12 protein-coding genes are annotated in these 14,620 nt (G+C 71.6%); 4 read left to right on the forward strand and 8 right to left on the reverse strand.

Annotated features, from left to right (window positions below; all coding sequences use genetic code 11):
• Positions 1-176: 176 nt before the first annotated feature.
• The 4 genes from OG718_RS38595 to OG718_RS38610 form a co-directional block, all read right to left on the reverse strand.
• Complete coding sequence (locus OG718_RS38595; RefSeq protein ID WP_143637879.1) at positions 177-791, reverse strand: DUF4126 domain-containing protein; 615 nt, start codon at positions 789-791, stop codon at positions 177-179.
• 361 nt (positions 792-1,152) lie between these two features.
• Positions 1,153-1,794: a TetR/AcrR family transcriptional regulator gene (locus OG718_RS38600; protein ID WP_143637877.1), complete on the reverse strand. Its 642-nt coding sequence runs from the start codon at positions 1,792-1,794 to the stop codon at positions 1,153-1,155.
• Between the two features lie 11 nt (positions 1,795-1,805).
• Positions 1,806-3,890 carry a YhgE/Pip domain-containing protein gene (locus tag OG718_RS38605; protein WP_328846384.1) on the reverse strand — a complete coding sequence of 695 codons (2,085 nt, stop codon included), beginning with the start codon at positions 3,888-3,890 and terminating at the stop codon, positions 1,806-1,808.
• Complete coding sequence (locus OG718_RS38610; protein WP_328847908.1) at positions 3,862-4,677, reverse strand: ATP-binding cassette domain-containing protein; 816 nt, start codon at positions 4,675-4,677, stop codon at positions 3,862-3,864. Before OG718_RS38610 ends, OG718_RS38605 begins: the two co-directional genes overlap by 29 nt.
• Positions 4,678-4,858: 181 nt before the next feature.
• Between OG718_RS38610 and OG718_RS38615 the strand changes: the two genes are divergently transcribed.
• The 3 genes from OG718_RS38615 to OG718_RS38625 all read left to right on the forward strand — a co-directional run bounded on the left by OG718_RS38615 (position 4,859) and on the right by OG718_RS38625 (position 7,330).
• On the forward strand, positions 4,859-5,419 hold the full coding sequence (locus tag OG718_RS38615; protein WP_306940481.1) for an SAV_6107 family HEPN domain-containing protein: 561 nt from the start codon (positions 4,859-4,861) through the stop codon (positions 5,417-5,419).
• A 383-nt stretch (positions 5,420-5,802) separates the two neighbouring features.
• Positions 5,803-6,630: a class I SAM-dependent methyltransferase gene (locus tag OG718_RS38620; RefSeq protein WP_186001185.1), complete on the forward strand. Its 828-nt coding sequence runs from the start codon at positions 5,803-5,805 to the stop codon at positions 6,628-6,630.
• 289 nt (positions 6,631-6,919) lie between these two features.
• Positions 6,920-7,330, forward strand: a complete 411-nt coding sequence (locus OG718_RS38625) for a DUF3040 domain-containing protein (protein WP_143637869.1) — start codon at positions 6,920-6,922, stop codon at positions 7,328-7,330.
• 293 nt (positions 7,331-7,623) lie between these two features.
• Here OG718_RS38625 and OG718_RS38630 read toward each other — a convergent pair whose 3' ends face one another.
• The 4 genes from OG718_RS38630 to OG718_RS38645 all read right to left on the reverse strand — a co-directional run bounded on the left by OG718_RS38630 (position 7,624) and on the right by OG718_RS38645 (position 13,174).
• Positions 7,624-10,035: a transglutaminase TgpA family protein gene (locus tag OG718_RS38630; protein ID WP_328846385.1), complete on the reverse strand. Its 2,412-nt coding sequence runs from the start codon at positions 10,033-10,035 to the stop codon at positions 7,624-7,626.
• Positions 10,032-11,384 (reverse strand): DUF58 domain-containing protein, encoded by a 1,353-nt coding sequence (locus OG718_RS38635; RefSeq protein ID WP_143637865.1) that lies wholly within the window; start codon positions 11,382-11,384, stop codon positions 10,032-10,034. Before OG718_RS38635 ends, OG718_RS38630 begins: the two co-directional genes overlap by 4 nt.
• Complete coding sequence (locus OG718_RS38640; RefSeq protein WP_143637863.1) at positions 11,384-12,421, reverse strand: AAA family ATPase; 1,038 nt, start codon at positions 12,419-12,421, stop codon at positions 11,384-11,386. Before OG718_RS38640 ends, OG718_RS38635 begins: the two co-directional genes overlap by 1 nt.
• Positions 12,422-12,625: 204 nt before the next feature.
• Positions 12,626-13,174: a beta-class carbonic anhydrase gene (locus OG718_RS38645; RefSeq protein WP_306940483.1), complete on the reverse strand. Its 549-nt coding sequence runs from the start codon at positions 13,172-13,174 to the stop codon at positions 12,626-12,628.
• A 421-nt stretch (positions 13,175-13,595) separates the two neighbouring features.
• On the opposite strand from OG718_RS38645, the gene rsmH reads away from it, so the two are divergent.
• Positions 13,596-14,552: a 16S rRNA (cytosine(1402)-N(4))-methyltransferase RsmH gene (gene rsmH / locus OG718_RS38650; RefSeq protein ID WP_143637859.1), complete on the forward strand. Its 957-nt coding sequence runs from the start codon at positions 13,596-13,598 to the stop codon at positions 14,550-14,552.
• The last annotated feature ends 68 nt before the right edge of the window (positions 14,553-14,620 follow it).

The raw sequence follows: 14,620 nt of genomic DNA on the forward strand, positions 1-14,620 counted from the left end.
GCCAGGGACTTTATCGGCCGCCACTGACAGTCCGTCTCCGGCCCTGTGCGGCAAGGGTGCGTCGCTTCGGTCGGCCAAGGGGGGCGCGACCGCTCACGGGCGGCCGGGCCCCAGTAACCGCTGGGGCCGACCAGGCGTCGCTGAGGGCCGGGCACGGTCGCCAGGCCGGCCGCCGGTCAGCCGGGTGGTCGCCCCACCCGTTCCGCGAGCCGTTTCTCCTCGCGGCGCTGGGCCCTGCGGCGCAGGAACCGTCTGATCCGCGAGACCAGGAAGTAGAGCACCACCAGACCGGCCACCAGCAGGACGCCCGCGATGATCGCCGCGGCCTGCGGGTTGAACATCGCGAAGGTGATGATCCCGGCGACCCCGAGATCCTCGGCGGTGCTCAGCACGAAGTTGCTGAACGGCTCCGGCGAGGTGTTGACCGCCATCCGCGTCCCGGCCTTGACGACGTGGCTGGCCAGCGCCGACGAGCCGCCGATCGCGCCGGCCGCCAGCTCGGACAGCGAACCGCTCTGCCCGGCAAGGAGCGCCGCGACGACGGCCCCGGACACCGGGCGGATCACGGTGTGGACGCTGTCCCAGACCGAGTCCACGTACGGGATCTTGTCGGCGACGGCCTCGCAGGCGAACAGGACTCCCGCCGCGATGAGGACCTCGGGGCGCTGCAGCGACTCGGGGACCTCGTCGGTCAGCCCGGTCGCGCCGAAGAGGCCGAGGAGCAGCACCACCGCGTACGCGTTGACGCCGCTGGCCCAGCCGCTGGTGAAGACCAGGGGGAGTACGGACACGGAGGCGATCGTAACCAGTCGGCAACGGCGCGTCCTGGGCATGAGTGCGTACGGCTGAGTATCCGTACCTAGGGAGTGAGTTGAGTACGCGCGCGGATGGGTGCCGACCTGCGCGAACGAGAGAGTGGAGGCACGGAAAGGGGCGCGGCTCCGGTACCGCCGACACGGGGCGGCGGAACGGTGCAGCGCCCTTGTCCGCTCCTTCCGCCGAGAAACTCGGCGGGAGCGAGACACGGGGGGACCCGGGGGAGACCGCAACGGGGGAAACCAACGGGGGAGTACGGGGAAACACGGGGGAGTACAAAAAGGGGCGCCGGTCCGGCGTGGCCCGCGGGGGACGCGGCCACTTCGGACCGGCGCTTCACTTGTGTCCGAGCCCGTCCCCGCTGACCCTTCCCTGGAGCAGCCGGGACAGCGCCGAGTGGACGTCGTCCAGGGAGCGTTCAGGCTGGAACGCCTGCCAGTCCAGGGCTGCCACCAGCACCATGCCGACCAGCGCCGACGCCGTCAGCGGGGTGTCGATCTCGTCGCTCAGCTCGCCGTTCGCGATCCCGTCGCGCAGGACGTTCTCGACGACCGCGACGGCCTCCTGACGGACCACCATCAGGGTGGACTGCCAGGCCCGGTTGGTGCGCCACAGCTCCGCCACGTACAGCTGGGTGAAGGCCGGGTAGCGGTCGATGAAGACGAGGCCCGCCCGGATCATCGCGTCCAGTGCGTCGACCTTGCTGCCGCCGTCCCGGGCGGTCCTCTCCGACGCCTCCCGGAGGGAGGCGGTGAGGAGTCCCACTCCGTGCCGGAGGAGCTCTTCGAAGAGGACGGACTTGCTCGCGAAGTTGTAGTAGACGGTGCCCTTGGCCACGCCGGCTCGTTCGGCGATCTCGTCGACCGTCGTGGCCGAGAAGCCCTGTTCCGCGATGAGGGTCACCGCCGCCTCGTAGAGCTTCTGCCGGGTCGCCTGTCTCCGGCCGCCGCCGCTGTCCACCGTCCTGCTGCTTTCCATGGCCCCGATTGTCACAGGCTCAGCTCCGGGTGCAGCCGGTCGAGGGTCCATACCTGCCGTCGCCGCGCGGACACCGCGGTGAGCGCGAGGGCACCGGCGGTGAACGCGGCGAGCACTGCGCACGCCTGCCAGACCGGCCCAAGACCACCGCCCGTGATGAGCCTCCTGAGGGCGTCTACGACGTAACTCATCGGCATGAAGGGGTGGATCGCGTTGAAGAACCCCGGACTGGTCTGCACGGGATACGTGCCGCCCGCCGACGTCAGCTGCAGCATCAGGAAGGCGAGGACGAGGATCCGGCCGGCCGCTCCGAAGCGGGCGTTCAGCCACTGCACGATCGCCGCGAAGCAGGCCGTCACCAGGAACAGGAAGCCCACAGTCCCGGCCGTCCGCGCCATTTCCAGGCCGATCCCCCAGTGCAGCACGGACATCAGCGCGACCGTCTGGAGCGCCCCCAGGGCGGCCACCGGCAGCCAGCCCGCCAGCGTGATGCGCCAGGCGGAGGAGCCCGCCGCGAGCGCGCGCCGGTTGAGCGGCGGAATCAGCATGTAGGCCACCATCGCGCCCACCCACAGGGAGAGCGGAATGAAGTACGGGGCGAAACCGGTGCCGTAGTTGGGCGCCTTGTGCAGGTCCTTCGAAGCGAGCTGTACGGGGTCGGCCATGACCTCGGTGCGCCGGTCACGGTCGCTCTTGTCGTAGTCGGGGATCCGGCCGGCGCCGTCGTGCAGTCCGCCGGCGAGCTTGCCCGAGCCGTCGACGAGCTTGTACATGCCCCCTTCGAGGTCGCCCGCTCCCGTACTGAGTTCGCCGACACCGGTGTCCAGGTCGGCCGCGCCGGACTTGGCCGTGCCGAGCCCCGTGTGCAGCGTCCTGGCCCCCTTGGCGACCTTTCCGGCCCCCTTGTTGAGCGCGTTGACCTTGGAGACGGTCGTGGCGAGGTCCTCGGAGAGGTGCGGCGAGCGGTCGGCCAGTGCCTGGGCCTGCTTCTCCAGGGTGGCCAGATGCTTGTCGAGCGTGTCCAGGTCGCCGTCCTGGCCGGTCACCAGCGTGTTGACGTCGTCGGCGACCTTCGCCACGTCGGCGGCGGCCTCCTTCGCCTTCTTCAGCTCGGGACAGGCGGCGTCGGGCAGCGGCAGGGTCTCGCAGCGTGCCTTGTAGACGCCGTTCAGCGTGTCGGAGGCCGTGTGGGCGTCCTTGGCCGCCGTCGGGGCCGTCTTCACCAGCGTGTCGAGGTTGCGGCGGATGGCCGAGGCGGAGTCCGCGACGAGCTGGGCCGTGTCGCCGATCTCCTTCTCGTTGCCCTTCAGGAAGGGCCCCACCTTGTCCGCGACGCCGTTGACCCTGTCCGCGAGCGTCTGCGTCCCCTCCGAGACCTGCCGTGAACCGTCCTCGAGGTCGCCCGCGCCCTTGTCGAGCTTCTTCAGGCCGGCGGAGAGCTTGCCGCTGCCCGTCTCCGCGTCCTTCAGGCCGTCCGCGAGGTCCTTCGAGCCCTTCTTGGCCTTCCCGATCCCGCCCTTGAGCGTGTCGGCCCCCTTCGCGGCCTTCTCGGTCTTCCCGTGGATGTCGGAGAACGAGACGAAGATCTTGTCGAGGAACGACCGTGACGCCTTGGTCGAGGCGGCCGTACGCACCTCCGCGAAGACCGTCCGCGAGATCTGCCCGACGATGTAGTTGTTCGCGTCGTTCGTACGCACCTGGAGTGCGCCCGTCTCCGGTGAGTCGCCCGAACTGGAGGCGATCCGCCTGCTGAAGTCGGACGGCATGGTCAGCGACAGGTAGTAACTGCCGTCCTCGACGCCCTCGCGGGCCTCGGCGGCGCTCACCTCGTGCCACTCGAAGGTCTTGCTCTCGCGCAGCCCCTTGGTGATCTCGTCGCCCATCACGATCTTCTTGTCGGCCGCCGTCGCCCCCTTGTCGTCGTTCACGAGCGCCACGGGGATGCGGTCGAGACGGCCGTACGGGTCCCAGAACGACCACAGGTAGAGGGCGCCGTACAGCAGGGGCAGCAGCAGGAGCGCGACCAGGGCCGCGCGCGGGAGCCTTCCCCTGCCGAAGCGCCTGAGCTCAAGCGCGGCCAGCTTCGGCGAGCGCATCCGTGGTCTCCTTGTCTTCCTGGTCGTCCGGGTCCTGCCGGTCCTTCTGGACCTTCCGGCCTTCTCGGTGGTCTCGGTGGGCCGGTCCGTCGGCGGATCTCGTGGACACCACGACCGCGTCATCGGGCGCTTCGCTGCACACCGCCACGACCGTGGTCCCGGCCTCGGCCAGGGAGCGCAACAGCGCCCAGACCTCGGCCCGTTCGGCCTCGGAGAGCTTCAGGTCCGTGTCGTCGATGCCCAGCAGCCGGGGACGGCCGATCAGGGCGAGCGCCACGGACAGCCGCAGCGCTTCGAGGCGTTCCAGGTCCCGCACCGCGGTCCGGGACCCCTTGGGCAGAGCCTCCCGGTCGAGCCCGGCGGCGGCCAGTGCGCTGTCGACGCGCAGCCGCGCCTCCGTCACCCGCTCCGAGCGCGGCCGCAGCAGCCCGCGTACGGAACCGCCGAACCGCCGCTGGAGCAGGGCCCGTTCCCGCAGGTGCTCGGCGACGGACAGGGCGGGCTCCAGGTCGGTGACACCGGGCACGTGGGCCAGCGCGCTGAACCGGCGGACGGCCGCCATCTGCTTCGGCAGCTCCGACTGCCCGACCCGCGCCTGCCCCTCGGTGGGCTTCATCCGCCCGGTGAGCGCGAGCAGCAGACACGTACGCCCCGAGCCCGACGGCCCCTCGATCGCGATCAGCGAGCCGGGCTCCGCATCGATGCCGATACCGCGGAACGCCCACCCGCGGGGCCCCTTGAGCCCGAAGTCCTTGGCCCTTACGCCGAGTCCGTGCGGACCGTCCACAACTTCCCCCACCCTCCGGGCCCTTGAGCCGACCGGGTTTTTGAACTGACTGGTCAGTGCAAAAGCTATACCGAACCTGTGATCGAAGCAAAAGTCCAGGTCAGAACGGATTGTCAGTGGCATACCTCACGATGGACACATACGGCCACAGAGCCGTCACACAGACGACAGGAGGTTCGTCATGGCCACCTACCACGCAGCCGCCGCCCGTCGGCGACGCGCCACCGGCCCTGCCCCCTCACTGACCGGTCCGGCGAGCGACGTGCACCCCGTGCTCCGCCGGGCCACGGCCCCGCCCGCCGCCCTCGACCTGCTCGCCCAGGCCCGTGCCGGACTCGACGAGGCGGCCCTGCTGGAAACGCCGAACGAGCGGTATGCGACGGCCCACCTCGCCGCCCTGCGCACCGCCGCCGCCGTGCTCGCCGCCCGCGGGCGGCCGGAGCCCAGCGCGAGGCGCCGGGCCAAGATCCGGAGTGCCTGGGAAGTGCTTCCCGAGATAGCGCCCGAACTCGCCGAGTGGAGCGCCCTGTTCGCCGCCGGTGCCCGCCGCCGCGCCCGCGCGGAGGCCGGCATCCAGGGCGCGGCGACACCCCGCGACGCCGACGACCTTCTGCGCGACGTGGCGATGTTCCTCCGCCTCGTCGAGCGCATGCTGGTGCTCCAGCCGGTCCTGCCACAGCCACGGCAGGAGGCCGACCCGGAGCCCGGCCAGGAGGCACCGGACGTGCCTGACGCGGGATGAGCGGCGTTGGGGCCGCCGCCGAGGTGTCGCCAGGAGCCGCCGGAGACCGCCTGCGCGGGCCTGTGGGGCGACGGGGGCGGGCCGGCTGTGGTGCCGGGTCGCGGGGCGGTGTGGGGGCGCGGAGGGCCGCCCAGGCCGTCCAGTGCAACTCTCTTGTCCGGTGCGGCGCGGCTGTCCGCCGTGAGGTTCGGTGCCGGGCAGGTCCGCCGGTTCGTCCGGCCGGGCGGGCGGCGTCCGGCGCGCGAGACGGAGGGCCGGCGGCGGGGCGCGAGGCAATAGGGTTGGGGACGCCTGCATCTCCCCGGCGCCGAACAGGGCGGGGGAGCTGTCCCCATCGCTCCGCCGTACGCAAGGGCGGCGGCCGTGCCGAGGAGTCAACTGCCGTGTCGGACCCGATGCGCCCGCCCGTCTCCCCCCACCGCCCTCAGCCGGCGTCGCTGCGCTCCGACCCCTCCCGCCCCCGCGCCTCTCTCCGTACCGCCGTGGTCTGGGACGTTCTGAAGGACGCCCTCGACCGCCGGGTCAAGGCCGCGGGCCGGGAGTCGCTGGACGTCCTCGACACAGGAGGCGGCAGTGGCAACTTCGCGGTGCCCGTCGCCCGCCTCGGCCACCGCGTCACCGTCGTGGACCCCAGCCCGAACGCGCTGTTCGCGCTGGAGCGCCGGGCCGCCGAGGCCGGCGTCGCCGACCGCGTCCAGGGCGTCCAGGGCGACGCCCACGGCCTCTTCGACGTCGTCGAGCGCGGCGGCTACGACGCGGTGCTCTGCCACGGCGTACTGGAGTACGTGGACGACCCCGCCGAGGGCCTTCGCAACGCGGTCGGGGCGCTGCGCCCCGAGGGTGTGCTCAGCCTGCTCGCCGCCGGTCTCGGCGGTGCGGTGCTCGCTCGCGCCCTCGCCGGCCACTTCACGGAGGCCCGGCACGCCCTCGGTGACCCGGACGGCCGCTGGGGCGAGGGTGATCCCGTACCCCGCCGCTTCACGGCCGACCAGCTCACCGGTCTGGTCGAGGGCGCGGGCCTGCGCGTCGGTGCCGTGCACGGCGTGCGGATCTTCGCGGACCTGGTGCCCGGCGTCCTCGTGGACACCGAACCGGGGGCCCTGGACGCCCTGCTCAAGCTGGAGGCCGCGGCGGCCGAACTTGCCGCCTTCCACTCCGTGGCGACGCAGCTCCATGTGCTCGGTGAGACCGTGGAGTCCACCGAGACCTGAGCCGCCTCCCGTGAGGGAGCTGTGGAGGCGCGCCGCTGATCAGGGGCGCGACGGCAGATGGAGTACGCCACAGGCCCCCCGATCGGGCGCTCGGAGCCGTATGATCGAGGGAGACCGTCCGGCATGACGGGCCGGTCGCTGGGGAATCTACGCCTCAGTGGATCGGAACGCCATGGCGGGTTCCGGTTGGCGAATTGGCGCAGAGGGGCGGGTTTCACGGGGGCGATTCCCTGCCTATCCTGAAGGGGACCCCCGGTCGCCCCGGCGACTGCACGATGAGGAGGACGCCGTGCCGCTCTCGGAGCACGAGCAGCGAATGCTCGAGCAGATGGAGCGAGCGCTGTACGCCGAAGATCCCAAGTTCGCGACAGCGCTTGAGGGAAGCGGGCTGCGTACGTACACCCGGCGACGGGTCTACCAGGCGGTCGCCGGCTTCCTCGTAGGTATTGCGCTCCTCATGGCCGGAATGGTCGCACAGCAGATCTGGGTCAGCGTGGTGGGTTTTCTCGTCATGCTGGGCTGCGCGGTGCTCGCCGTCACCGGTTGGCGCAAGGCCCCCAAGCCGGGCGAACAGCCCGCCGCGGGTGCGCCGAGTGCGCCGGGCGCTCCGCAGGCCCGTCGTCAGGGTCGGCAGCGGCGCTCCATGATGGATCGCATCGAACAGCGCTGGCAGAAGCGCCGTGACGAAGGCGGCCAGTAGCCTCCGGGCCCGGGCCGACAGACGCACACACGTAAGGGGTGACCACCTTGGGGTGGCCGCCCCTTCGGCGTGCCCAGCCGCGGGGCCGGCCGAGACTCAGGGCCCCGACTCCAGCCCCGGCCCCGCTCGCTGAGAGGGAGAACGAGGCGGGCCGAGCCGTATCCAGAGCTGCATCCCGCCGACCCGGCAGCAAAGGAAAAGAGCACGCGAAACGGAAGCCGCACAGCGAAGCGAAGGGGGTGCCCACCCGACCCGGGTGGGCACCCCCTTCCGGCTTCCTGAGCCGGACGGCCTCAGCCGCTGCTCTGCTCCGACGGACGTCGCGACGCGCGATGCACGGCTGCCGTCCAGCGGGCCATGGCCCGGGACTTCAGCGCGATCCAGCCCTCGGACGCCGCCCACGCCACCCGTACGGCCGAGCGCGGTGCGAGCAGTGCGCGCAGACGTGTACCGCGGCTGACCGTGGCCTGCAGGCCCGCGGTCATCCGGCGTACGTCATCGGCGAGACCCGCGGTCGGCCGGGGCCGTGGCGCGTACAGGACCTGCTCCACCGCGTCGGCGATCCGGTGGACGGAGGCCGCGGCCTCCGGATCGAGATGGCCGATGCGGACGATCCGTGCCGCCGCCTTGCGGGGCGTCTGGGAGTCGTCCGGCGCGATACCGAAGTCCCACGCCGTATCGGTCACCTCCTGCCAGGCCGCCAACGTGGCCGCCGCGGCGTCGTCCTCTGTGCGCCCGTGCGAGCCGAGCCGCACGGACCGGGCCCGCATCCGCCACAGCATCGGCAGCAGCGGCACCGCGAGCGCGGCGAGCCCCGCCAGGGTGAACCCGAGGATCGCGAACCACGGCGGTCCGTCGTCCGTCGCTCCGAACGCCGCCTGCGGGGACTCACTGCCGCAGGGCTGCTCCAGCTTCTTCTCCGCCGCCGTGCAGCTCTCGCTGCTCGACGGTTCGGCGGACGGCGCCGAGGACGAGGAGCGCGAGGGGAGGTCCGGGTTGGGGAGCGTGGTGCCCGGCGTGTCCGTGCGGGTGTACTCCGGAACCGTGCCCCGGTTCGGGGTCGGCTCGAAGCGCGTCCAGCCCACACCCTCGAAGTACAGCTCGGGCCAGGCGTGCGCGTCCCGCAGGCCCACCGAATTCGTGCCGTCGGCCTGCGGTGAACCGGGCGTGAAGCCCACCGCGACGCGGGCCGGGATGCCCAGCGTGCGAGCCATCGAGGCCATCGCGAAGGAGAAGTGGACGCAGAAGCCCTCCTTGTCCCTCAGGAAGCGCGCTATCGCCTGCGAGCCACTGCCGACCTGCACCTCCGTGTCGTAGGTGAAGCCGCCGTCCAGGGCGAACCAGTCCTGGAGCTTGACCGCGCGCTCGTAGTTGTTGGCCGAGCCGACCGTGACCGCGCGTGCCGTCTCCGCCACCACCGGAGGCAGCGACTCGGGGACCTTGGTGAACTCGCGCCTCAGCGCCGCGGGCGCGTCCGGCGCGTCGGCGAGCTGCTCCGCGGTCGGCTGCACTATCAGGCTCTTGACCGTGTACTCCTGGCCGCGCGTGGTCTGCCCGTGGTCGCCGACGAGCGTGCGGCCCACGGGTTCGTACCGCCACTTGCCGCCGATTCCCACCGCGCTGGCGGGGTAGGGCATGGGCAGCCAGTCCTGCGCGTACCAGTCCGCCGCGGAGATCCTCGTCTGGATCTCCGTGCGCCGGACGTCGTCGCTGAGGCCCGGCGGTGTCGGGAACGACTCGGGGACGTCCTGGACATGGCGCTTGGCCGGCTTCCAGGCCGTGCCGTCGAACTCGTCGAGCGAGACGATCCGCAGATAGAGGTCCTGCGTCTCCTCGGAGTTGGTGCGGTACGACATGACCTCGCGGTCCTCGTCCACGTTCAGGCTGTCGCGGAGCGATACCAGCGGGTTGACCGCGGAGATCGTGCCGCCGCCTCCGGAGCCCGTGCCGACGCCGGTCCCGGTGCCGTCCAGCAGCCCGCCGTCGAGCGCGGGCAGGGCGAGCGGCACCACCAGGGCGATGCCGAGCGCGACGGCACCGATGCGCCGCCCCGTGCGGATCGGCGCGACCGCGCCCGCCGAGGTGTCCGTCCCCGGAGTCCGGGGACCGCCGCCGAAGACCCGGCCCCACTGCGAGAGCCGGTCACGCCCCTCGGCAAGCAGCAGCACCAGATAGCCGGCCGCCGCCAGCACGAACCACAGCCAGCTCGCGCCACCGCCCTCGGAGAGACCCGCGGCGACCGAGTACAGCGCGAGCAGCGGCAGTCCGGCCGGGGCGGCGCTGCGGAACGTCACCGCGAGGGCGTCCACCGCCAGCCCGATCACCACGACTCCGCCGACCAGCATCAGCCGGATGCCGGGGGACAGCGGAGCCGGGATCGAGTACCGCCCGACATCGTCCCCTCCGGCCTGCAGCAGCTCCCCGAAGTGGCGGAACGCGTCCGGGCCGGGCACGAGCCCGGCGATGGCCTGCTCGCGGGCGAAGAACAGCGTGAGCAGGGTCAGGGTCACGAGCGCCTGTACGGCGATCGTCACGGCCCGCGCCAGGGGCACCCGCCGGGTCGCCGCGCCCACCGCGGTCTGCACCCCGAGCAGGAACGCCGCCTGAAGGATCCAGGTCGCCGGATCGACCAGTGGGAGCAGTGCGCCGGCCGCCATCAGTGTCGCCGCCACGGCGCACAGCGCGAGTCGCGCGCGCCCGCTCATGAGCCACCGCCCCCTGCCGTACTTCCCGTCGACGCGACCCCGTTGCGCTGTCGGTCCGCCTCCCGCCACAGGTCGGCCAGGCTTGTACCCGGCGGCACGGCCAGGGCGGTCCAGCCCGCCTCGCGCAGCATCCGAAGCCGCTCCTCGCTCTCTTCGTCGGCCGCGCCGCGCACCCACGCCTCACTGTCCAGCAGGAAGGCCACGGCCCCGCCGCTGCGCTGGCGCATCTTGGCGAGCACGGTCGCCTGCTCCTCGTCCAGGTCGCCGAGGAAGGCCACCAGCAGCCCCTCGTTGCCACCCCGCAGAACGTCGTACGCCCGTGACAGGCCCGTACCGTCGGAGTGGTCGATCACCGCGAGGGTGTCCATCATCAGCCCGGCGGCGTCGGCGGACTCCTGGCTGGCTCCGGCGAATCCGTCGGCGCCCTCGCCGGGCACCGAGGTGCCGGTGTCGGTCAACAGCCGTACCGAAAAGCCCCGTTCGAGCATGTGCACCAGCGTGGACGCCGTGCCCGAAACCGCCCATTCGAAGGCCGAGTCGGGGCCCGCGCCGTCGAAGGCGATGCCCCGGGTGTCGAGAAGCACCGTGCAGCGGGACCGCTGCGGCTGCTCCTCGCGGCGCACCATCAACTCGCCGTAGCGCGCGGTCAGACGCCAGTGGACCCGGCGCAGATCGTCGCCGTAGCGATAGCCGCGAGGTATCACGTCGTCCTCGCCGGCCAGGGCGAGCGAACGCTGCCGTCCGTCCCCGTACCCCTTCGCCTCGCCCGTCAGCCGCACCGGCGGCAGCGCCTCCACGCGCGGGATGACGGTCAGGGTGTCGTACGTCGAGAAGGAGCGGGTCAGTTCGCACATCCCGAAGGGGTCGCTCAGCCGCAGCTGCAGGGGCCCCAGCGGATAGCGGCCGCGCAGGTCCGAGCGCACTCGGTAGGACACCTCGCGACGGCCGCCCGCCTCGACCCGGTCCAGTACGAACCGGGGCCGCGGCCCCAGCACGTACGGAACCCGGTCCTGGAGCATCAGCAGACCGGTGGGCAGTCGCGAGACGTTGTCCATCCGCAGATGGACCCGCGCCTCGGCCCCCGAGGGCACCCGCCCGGGGGAGAGGCGGCGGCTGCCTGCGACCCGGTAGCGCGTGCGGTACAGCACGGTCGCGCAGACCAGTGGCAGCACGGCGAGCAGCAGCCCGACCCGGAGCAGATCGCTCTGCCCCAGGACGTACGCGCAGATCGCGGCCGCGATGCCGGCGGCCAGGAAGGACCGCCCGCGCGTGGTGAGACCGGCGAGTGCCGTACGCAGCCCGCCCTTGTCCTCCTCGGCCTGCGCCGCCGGCATCCCCCCGGTGGTCATCACAGCCTCCGGGGCGGTTGCTGGCCGAAGGCGGACGAGCCCCGGCCCATCGCCAGACCGCTCGGCGACTGGGGCGCCGCGGGCACGGGCGTGCGCTGGAGGATCTCCAGGACGACCTGCTCGGCCGTACGACGGTTCAACTGTGCCTGGGCGGTGGGCAGCAGCCGGTGGGCCAGGACCGCCACCGCGAGGGCCTGGATGTCGTCCGGCAGCGCGTACTCCCGGCCGCTGAGGGCCGCCGACGCCTTCGCCGCGCGCAGCAGGTGCAGCGTGGCACGCGGCGAGGCGCCGAGTCTCAGATCCGGGTGGTTGCGCGTGGCGGCGACCAGGTCCACGGCGTACCGCCGCACCGGGTCGGCGACGTGGACGCTGCGGACCGCGTCGATGAGCTTGACGATCTCGTGCGCGTGCGCCACCGGCTGGAGGTCGTCCAGCGGGGACACACCGCCGTGGACGTCCAGCATCTGCAGCTCGGCCTCCGCGCTGGGATAGCCGATGGAGACCCGGGCCATGAAGCGGTCGCGCTGCGCCTCCGGCAGCGGGTAGGTGCCCTCCATCTCGACCGGGTTCTGCGTGGCCACGACCATGAACGGGCTGGGCAGCTCGTAGGTCGTGCCGTCGATGGTGACCTGGCGCTCCTCCATGGACTCCAGGAGCGCCGACTGTGTCTTGGGCGACGCGCGGTTGATCTCGTCACCGATCACGATCTGCGCGAAGATCGCACCCGGTTTGAACTCGAAGTCCCTGCGCTGCTGATCCCAGATGGACACACCTGTGATGTCCGAGGGCAGCAGGTCGGGCGTGAACTGAATACGCCGCACTGAGCAGTCGATGGACCGCGCCAGTGCCTTGGCCAGCATGGTCTTGCCTACGCCGGGGACATCCTCGATCAGAAGATGCCCCTCGGCGAGCAGTACGGTCAGCGAAAGCCGCACGACCTCAGGCTTGCCCTCGATCACTTCCTCCACCGAACTGCGGACTCTCTCCACAGTGGCGGTCAGATCTGTAAGGCTCGCTCGATCGTCATAGGTCGTCACCCGGCCCTCCTCGGCCCGTTCTTTCCCGGGCCGACGCTCTGCGATGCGGACCGGCCCACCCCGAAACACGGACACCACGCGTGAATAGTTCCGCGTGACGCCACACCCGCATTCTTGTTGCCGTTACCTGTTCGTGTCACTCGCCTGTGGATAACTGGCCGCGATATGTCACGGCCTGGGGCCTTTGAGAGGGTCCAACTCGCGTCAGGTGGGGTCTATCTCACGCAGCAGGCCCGTCTTCACATCGAACACGAAACCACGTACGTCGTCCGTATGCAGAAGGAATGGGGAGGTGCGCACCCGCTGCATGGACTGCCGCACGTCCTGTTCGACGTCCCGGAAGGCCTCCACGGCCCATGCCGGGCGCTGGCCGACCTCCATCTCCAGGTCGTGCCGGAAGTCCTCGGTGAGGGACTCCAGGCCACAGCCGGTGTGGTGGATCAGTACGACACTGCGGGTGCCGAGCGCGCGCTGGCTGATGGTGAGGGAGCGGATCACGTCGTCGGTGACCACGCCGCCCGCGTTGCGGATGGTGTGGCAGTCGCCGAGCTCCAGGCCCAGCGCGTCGTGCAGGTCGAGGCGGGCATCCATGCACGCCACGACCGCCACGTGCAGCACGGGACGGGCATCCATGCCGGGATCGGTGAACGCGGCGGCGTACCGCTCGTTGGCCTCGACGAGGCGGTCGGTGACGGTGCCGCCGTTGGATATGGCGTCTCCGGACTCAGTGGGAACGGATGCGGAAGTCGTCATATCTATAACGGTAGTGGTCACACGCCGTCCGGGCCTGCTGTGAGAGAGGACAAAGAACATCAATGAGCGTTGTTGTGAGGTAACCCACAAGGGTGGATCGACTGCACCCGTACGGGTGGAAAAACCCGGTTTGGTGCTTCATCCGGGCCGAGACCCGCGACGCGCAGGCCGGTTCGTTGACCGCGAGAGACCGTGGACTAAAGTGACGCGAAGCGGGAGACGGACACTCTCCCTGCTGGACAGCTACCCCCGGAGGACCGGTGACGAGCCGGGATCTCCCCACGTGCGCGGCGCGTACGTACGGCTCGGCCTCCTCCCGCTCCCGGTCGGCTGACGCTTCCGGCGCCGGCAGGCCTCCCCTTCACGGAGCGGGCGGGGACCCGGCGGTGCGTGCGGGCCGTGCCGGACCTGAGAGGGCCCCTTGACCCAGAGCCGACATGTCCCGGTGATGCTCCAGCGATGCCTGGACATGTTGGCACCCGCGCTGGAGAGGCCGGGAGCGGTCGTCGTCGACTGCACGCTCGGTCTCGGCGGCCACAGCGAGGCCCTGCTCGCCCGCTTCCCCGAGGCCCGCCTCGTCGCCCTCGACCGCGACAAGGAGGCGCTGCGCCTCTCCGGGGACCGGCTCGCCCCCTTCGGCGACCGGGCCACCCTGGTGCACGCGGTCTACGACGAACTCCCCGACGTGCTCGACCGCCTGGACCTCCCGCGCGTCCAGGGCGTCCTCTTCGACCTCGGCGTCTCCTCCATGCAGCTCGACGAGGCGGACCGCGGCTTCGCGTACGCCCAGGACGCCCCGCTCGACATGCGCATGGACCAGACGACAGGCATCAGCGCGGCCGAGGTGCTCAACACCTACCCGGCGGGCGAACTCGTCCGGATCCTCAGGGCGTACGGCGAGGAGAAGCAGGCCAAGCGGATCGTGTCCGCGGTCGTGCGCGAGCGCGACAAGGAGCCCTTCAGCAACAGCGCGCGGCTCGTCGAGCTGATCCGCGACTCCCTGCCGCAGGCCGCCAAGCGCACCGGCGGCAACCCCGCCAAGCGCACCTTCCAGGCGCTGCGCATCGAGGTCAACGGCGAACTCACCGTCCTGGAGAGGGCGATCCCCGCCGCCGTGAAGTCCCTCGCCGTCGGCGGCCGGATCGCCGTGCTGTCCTACCACTCCCTGGAGGACCGGCTGGTCAAGCAGGTGTTCGCCGCGGGAGCCGCCAACACCGCACCGCCCGGTCTGCCGGTCGTCCCCGAGCGGTATCAGCCCCGGCTCAAGCTTCTGACGCGCGGTGCCGAACTCCCCACCGAGGAAGAGGTCGCGGAGAACCGGCGCGCCGCCCCTGCGCGGCTGCGCGGGGCACAGCGCATCAGGGAGGACGCCGAGTGACGGGAGGGTGCGTGAGTTGGACAACCGAACTCACCGGACGTGTGGGTCGCAGGCCCGGACCCATCAGC

This window comes from Streptomyces sp. NBC_00258, from assembly GCF_036182465.1.
Lineage (GTDB): Bacteria > Actinomycetota > Actinomycetes > Streptomycetales > Streptomycetaceae > Streptomyces.

Bases quoted from the DNA above. Each gene is read 5' to 3' on its own strand.
- OG718_RS38600 (WP_143637877.1), bottom strand. From the start codon at position 1,794: ATGGAAAGCAGCAGGACGGTGGACAGCGGCGGCGGCCGGAGACAGGCG.
- OG718_RS38605 (WP_328846384.1), bottom strand. From the start codon at position 3,890: ATGCGCTCGCCGAAGCTGGCCGCGCTTGAGCTCAGGCGCTTCGGCAGG.
- OG718_RS38615 (WP_306940481.1), top strand. From the start codon at position 4,859: ATGGCCACCTACCACGCAGCCGCCGCCCGTCGGCGACGCGCCACCGGC.
- OG718_RS38630 (WP_328846385.1), bottom strand. From the start codon at position 10,035: ATGAGCGGGCGCGCGCGACTCGCGCTGTGCGCCGTGGCGGCGACACTG.
- OG718_RS38635 (WP_143637865.1), bottom strand. From the start codon at position 11,384: ATGACCACCGGGGGGATGCCGGCGGCGCAGGCCGAGGAGGACAAGGGC.
- OG718_RS38645 (WP_306940483.1), bottom strand. From the start codon at position 13,174: ATGACGACTTCCGCATCCGTTCCCACTGAGTCCGGAGACGCCATATCC.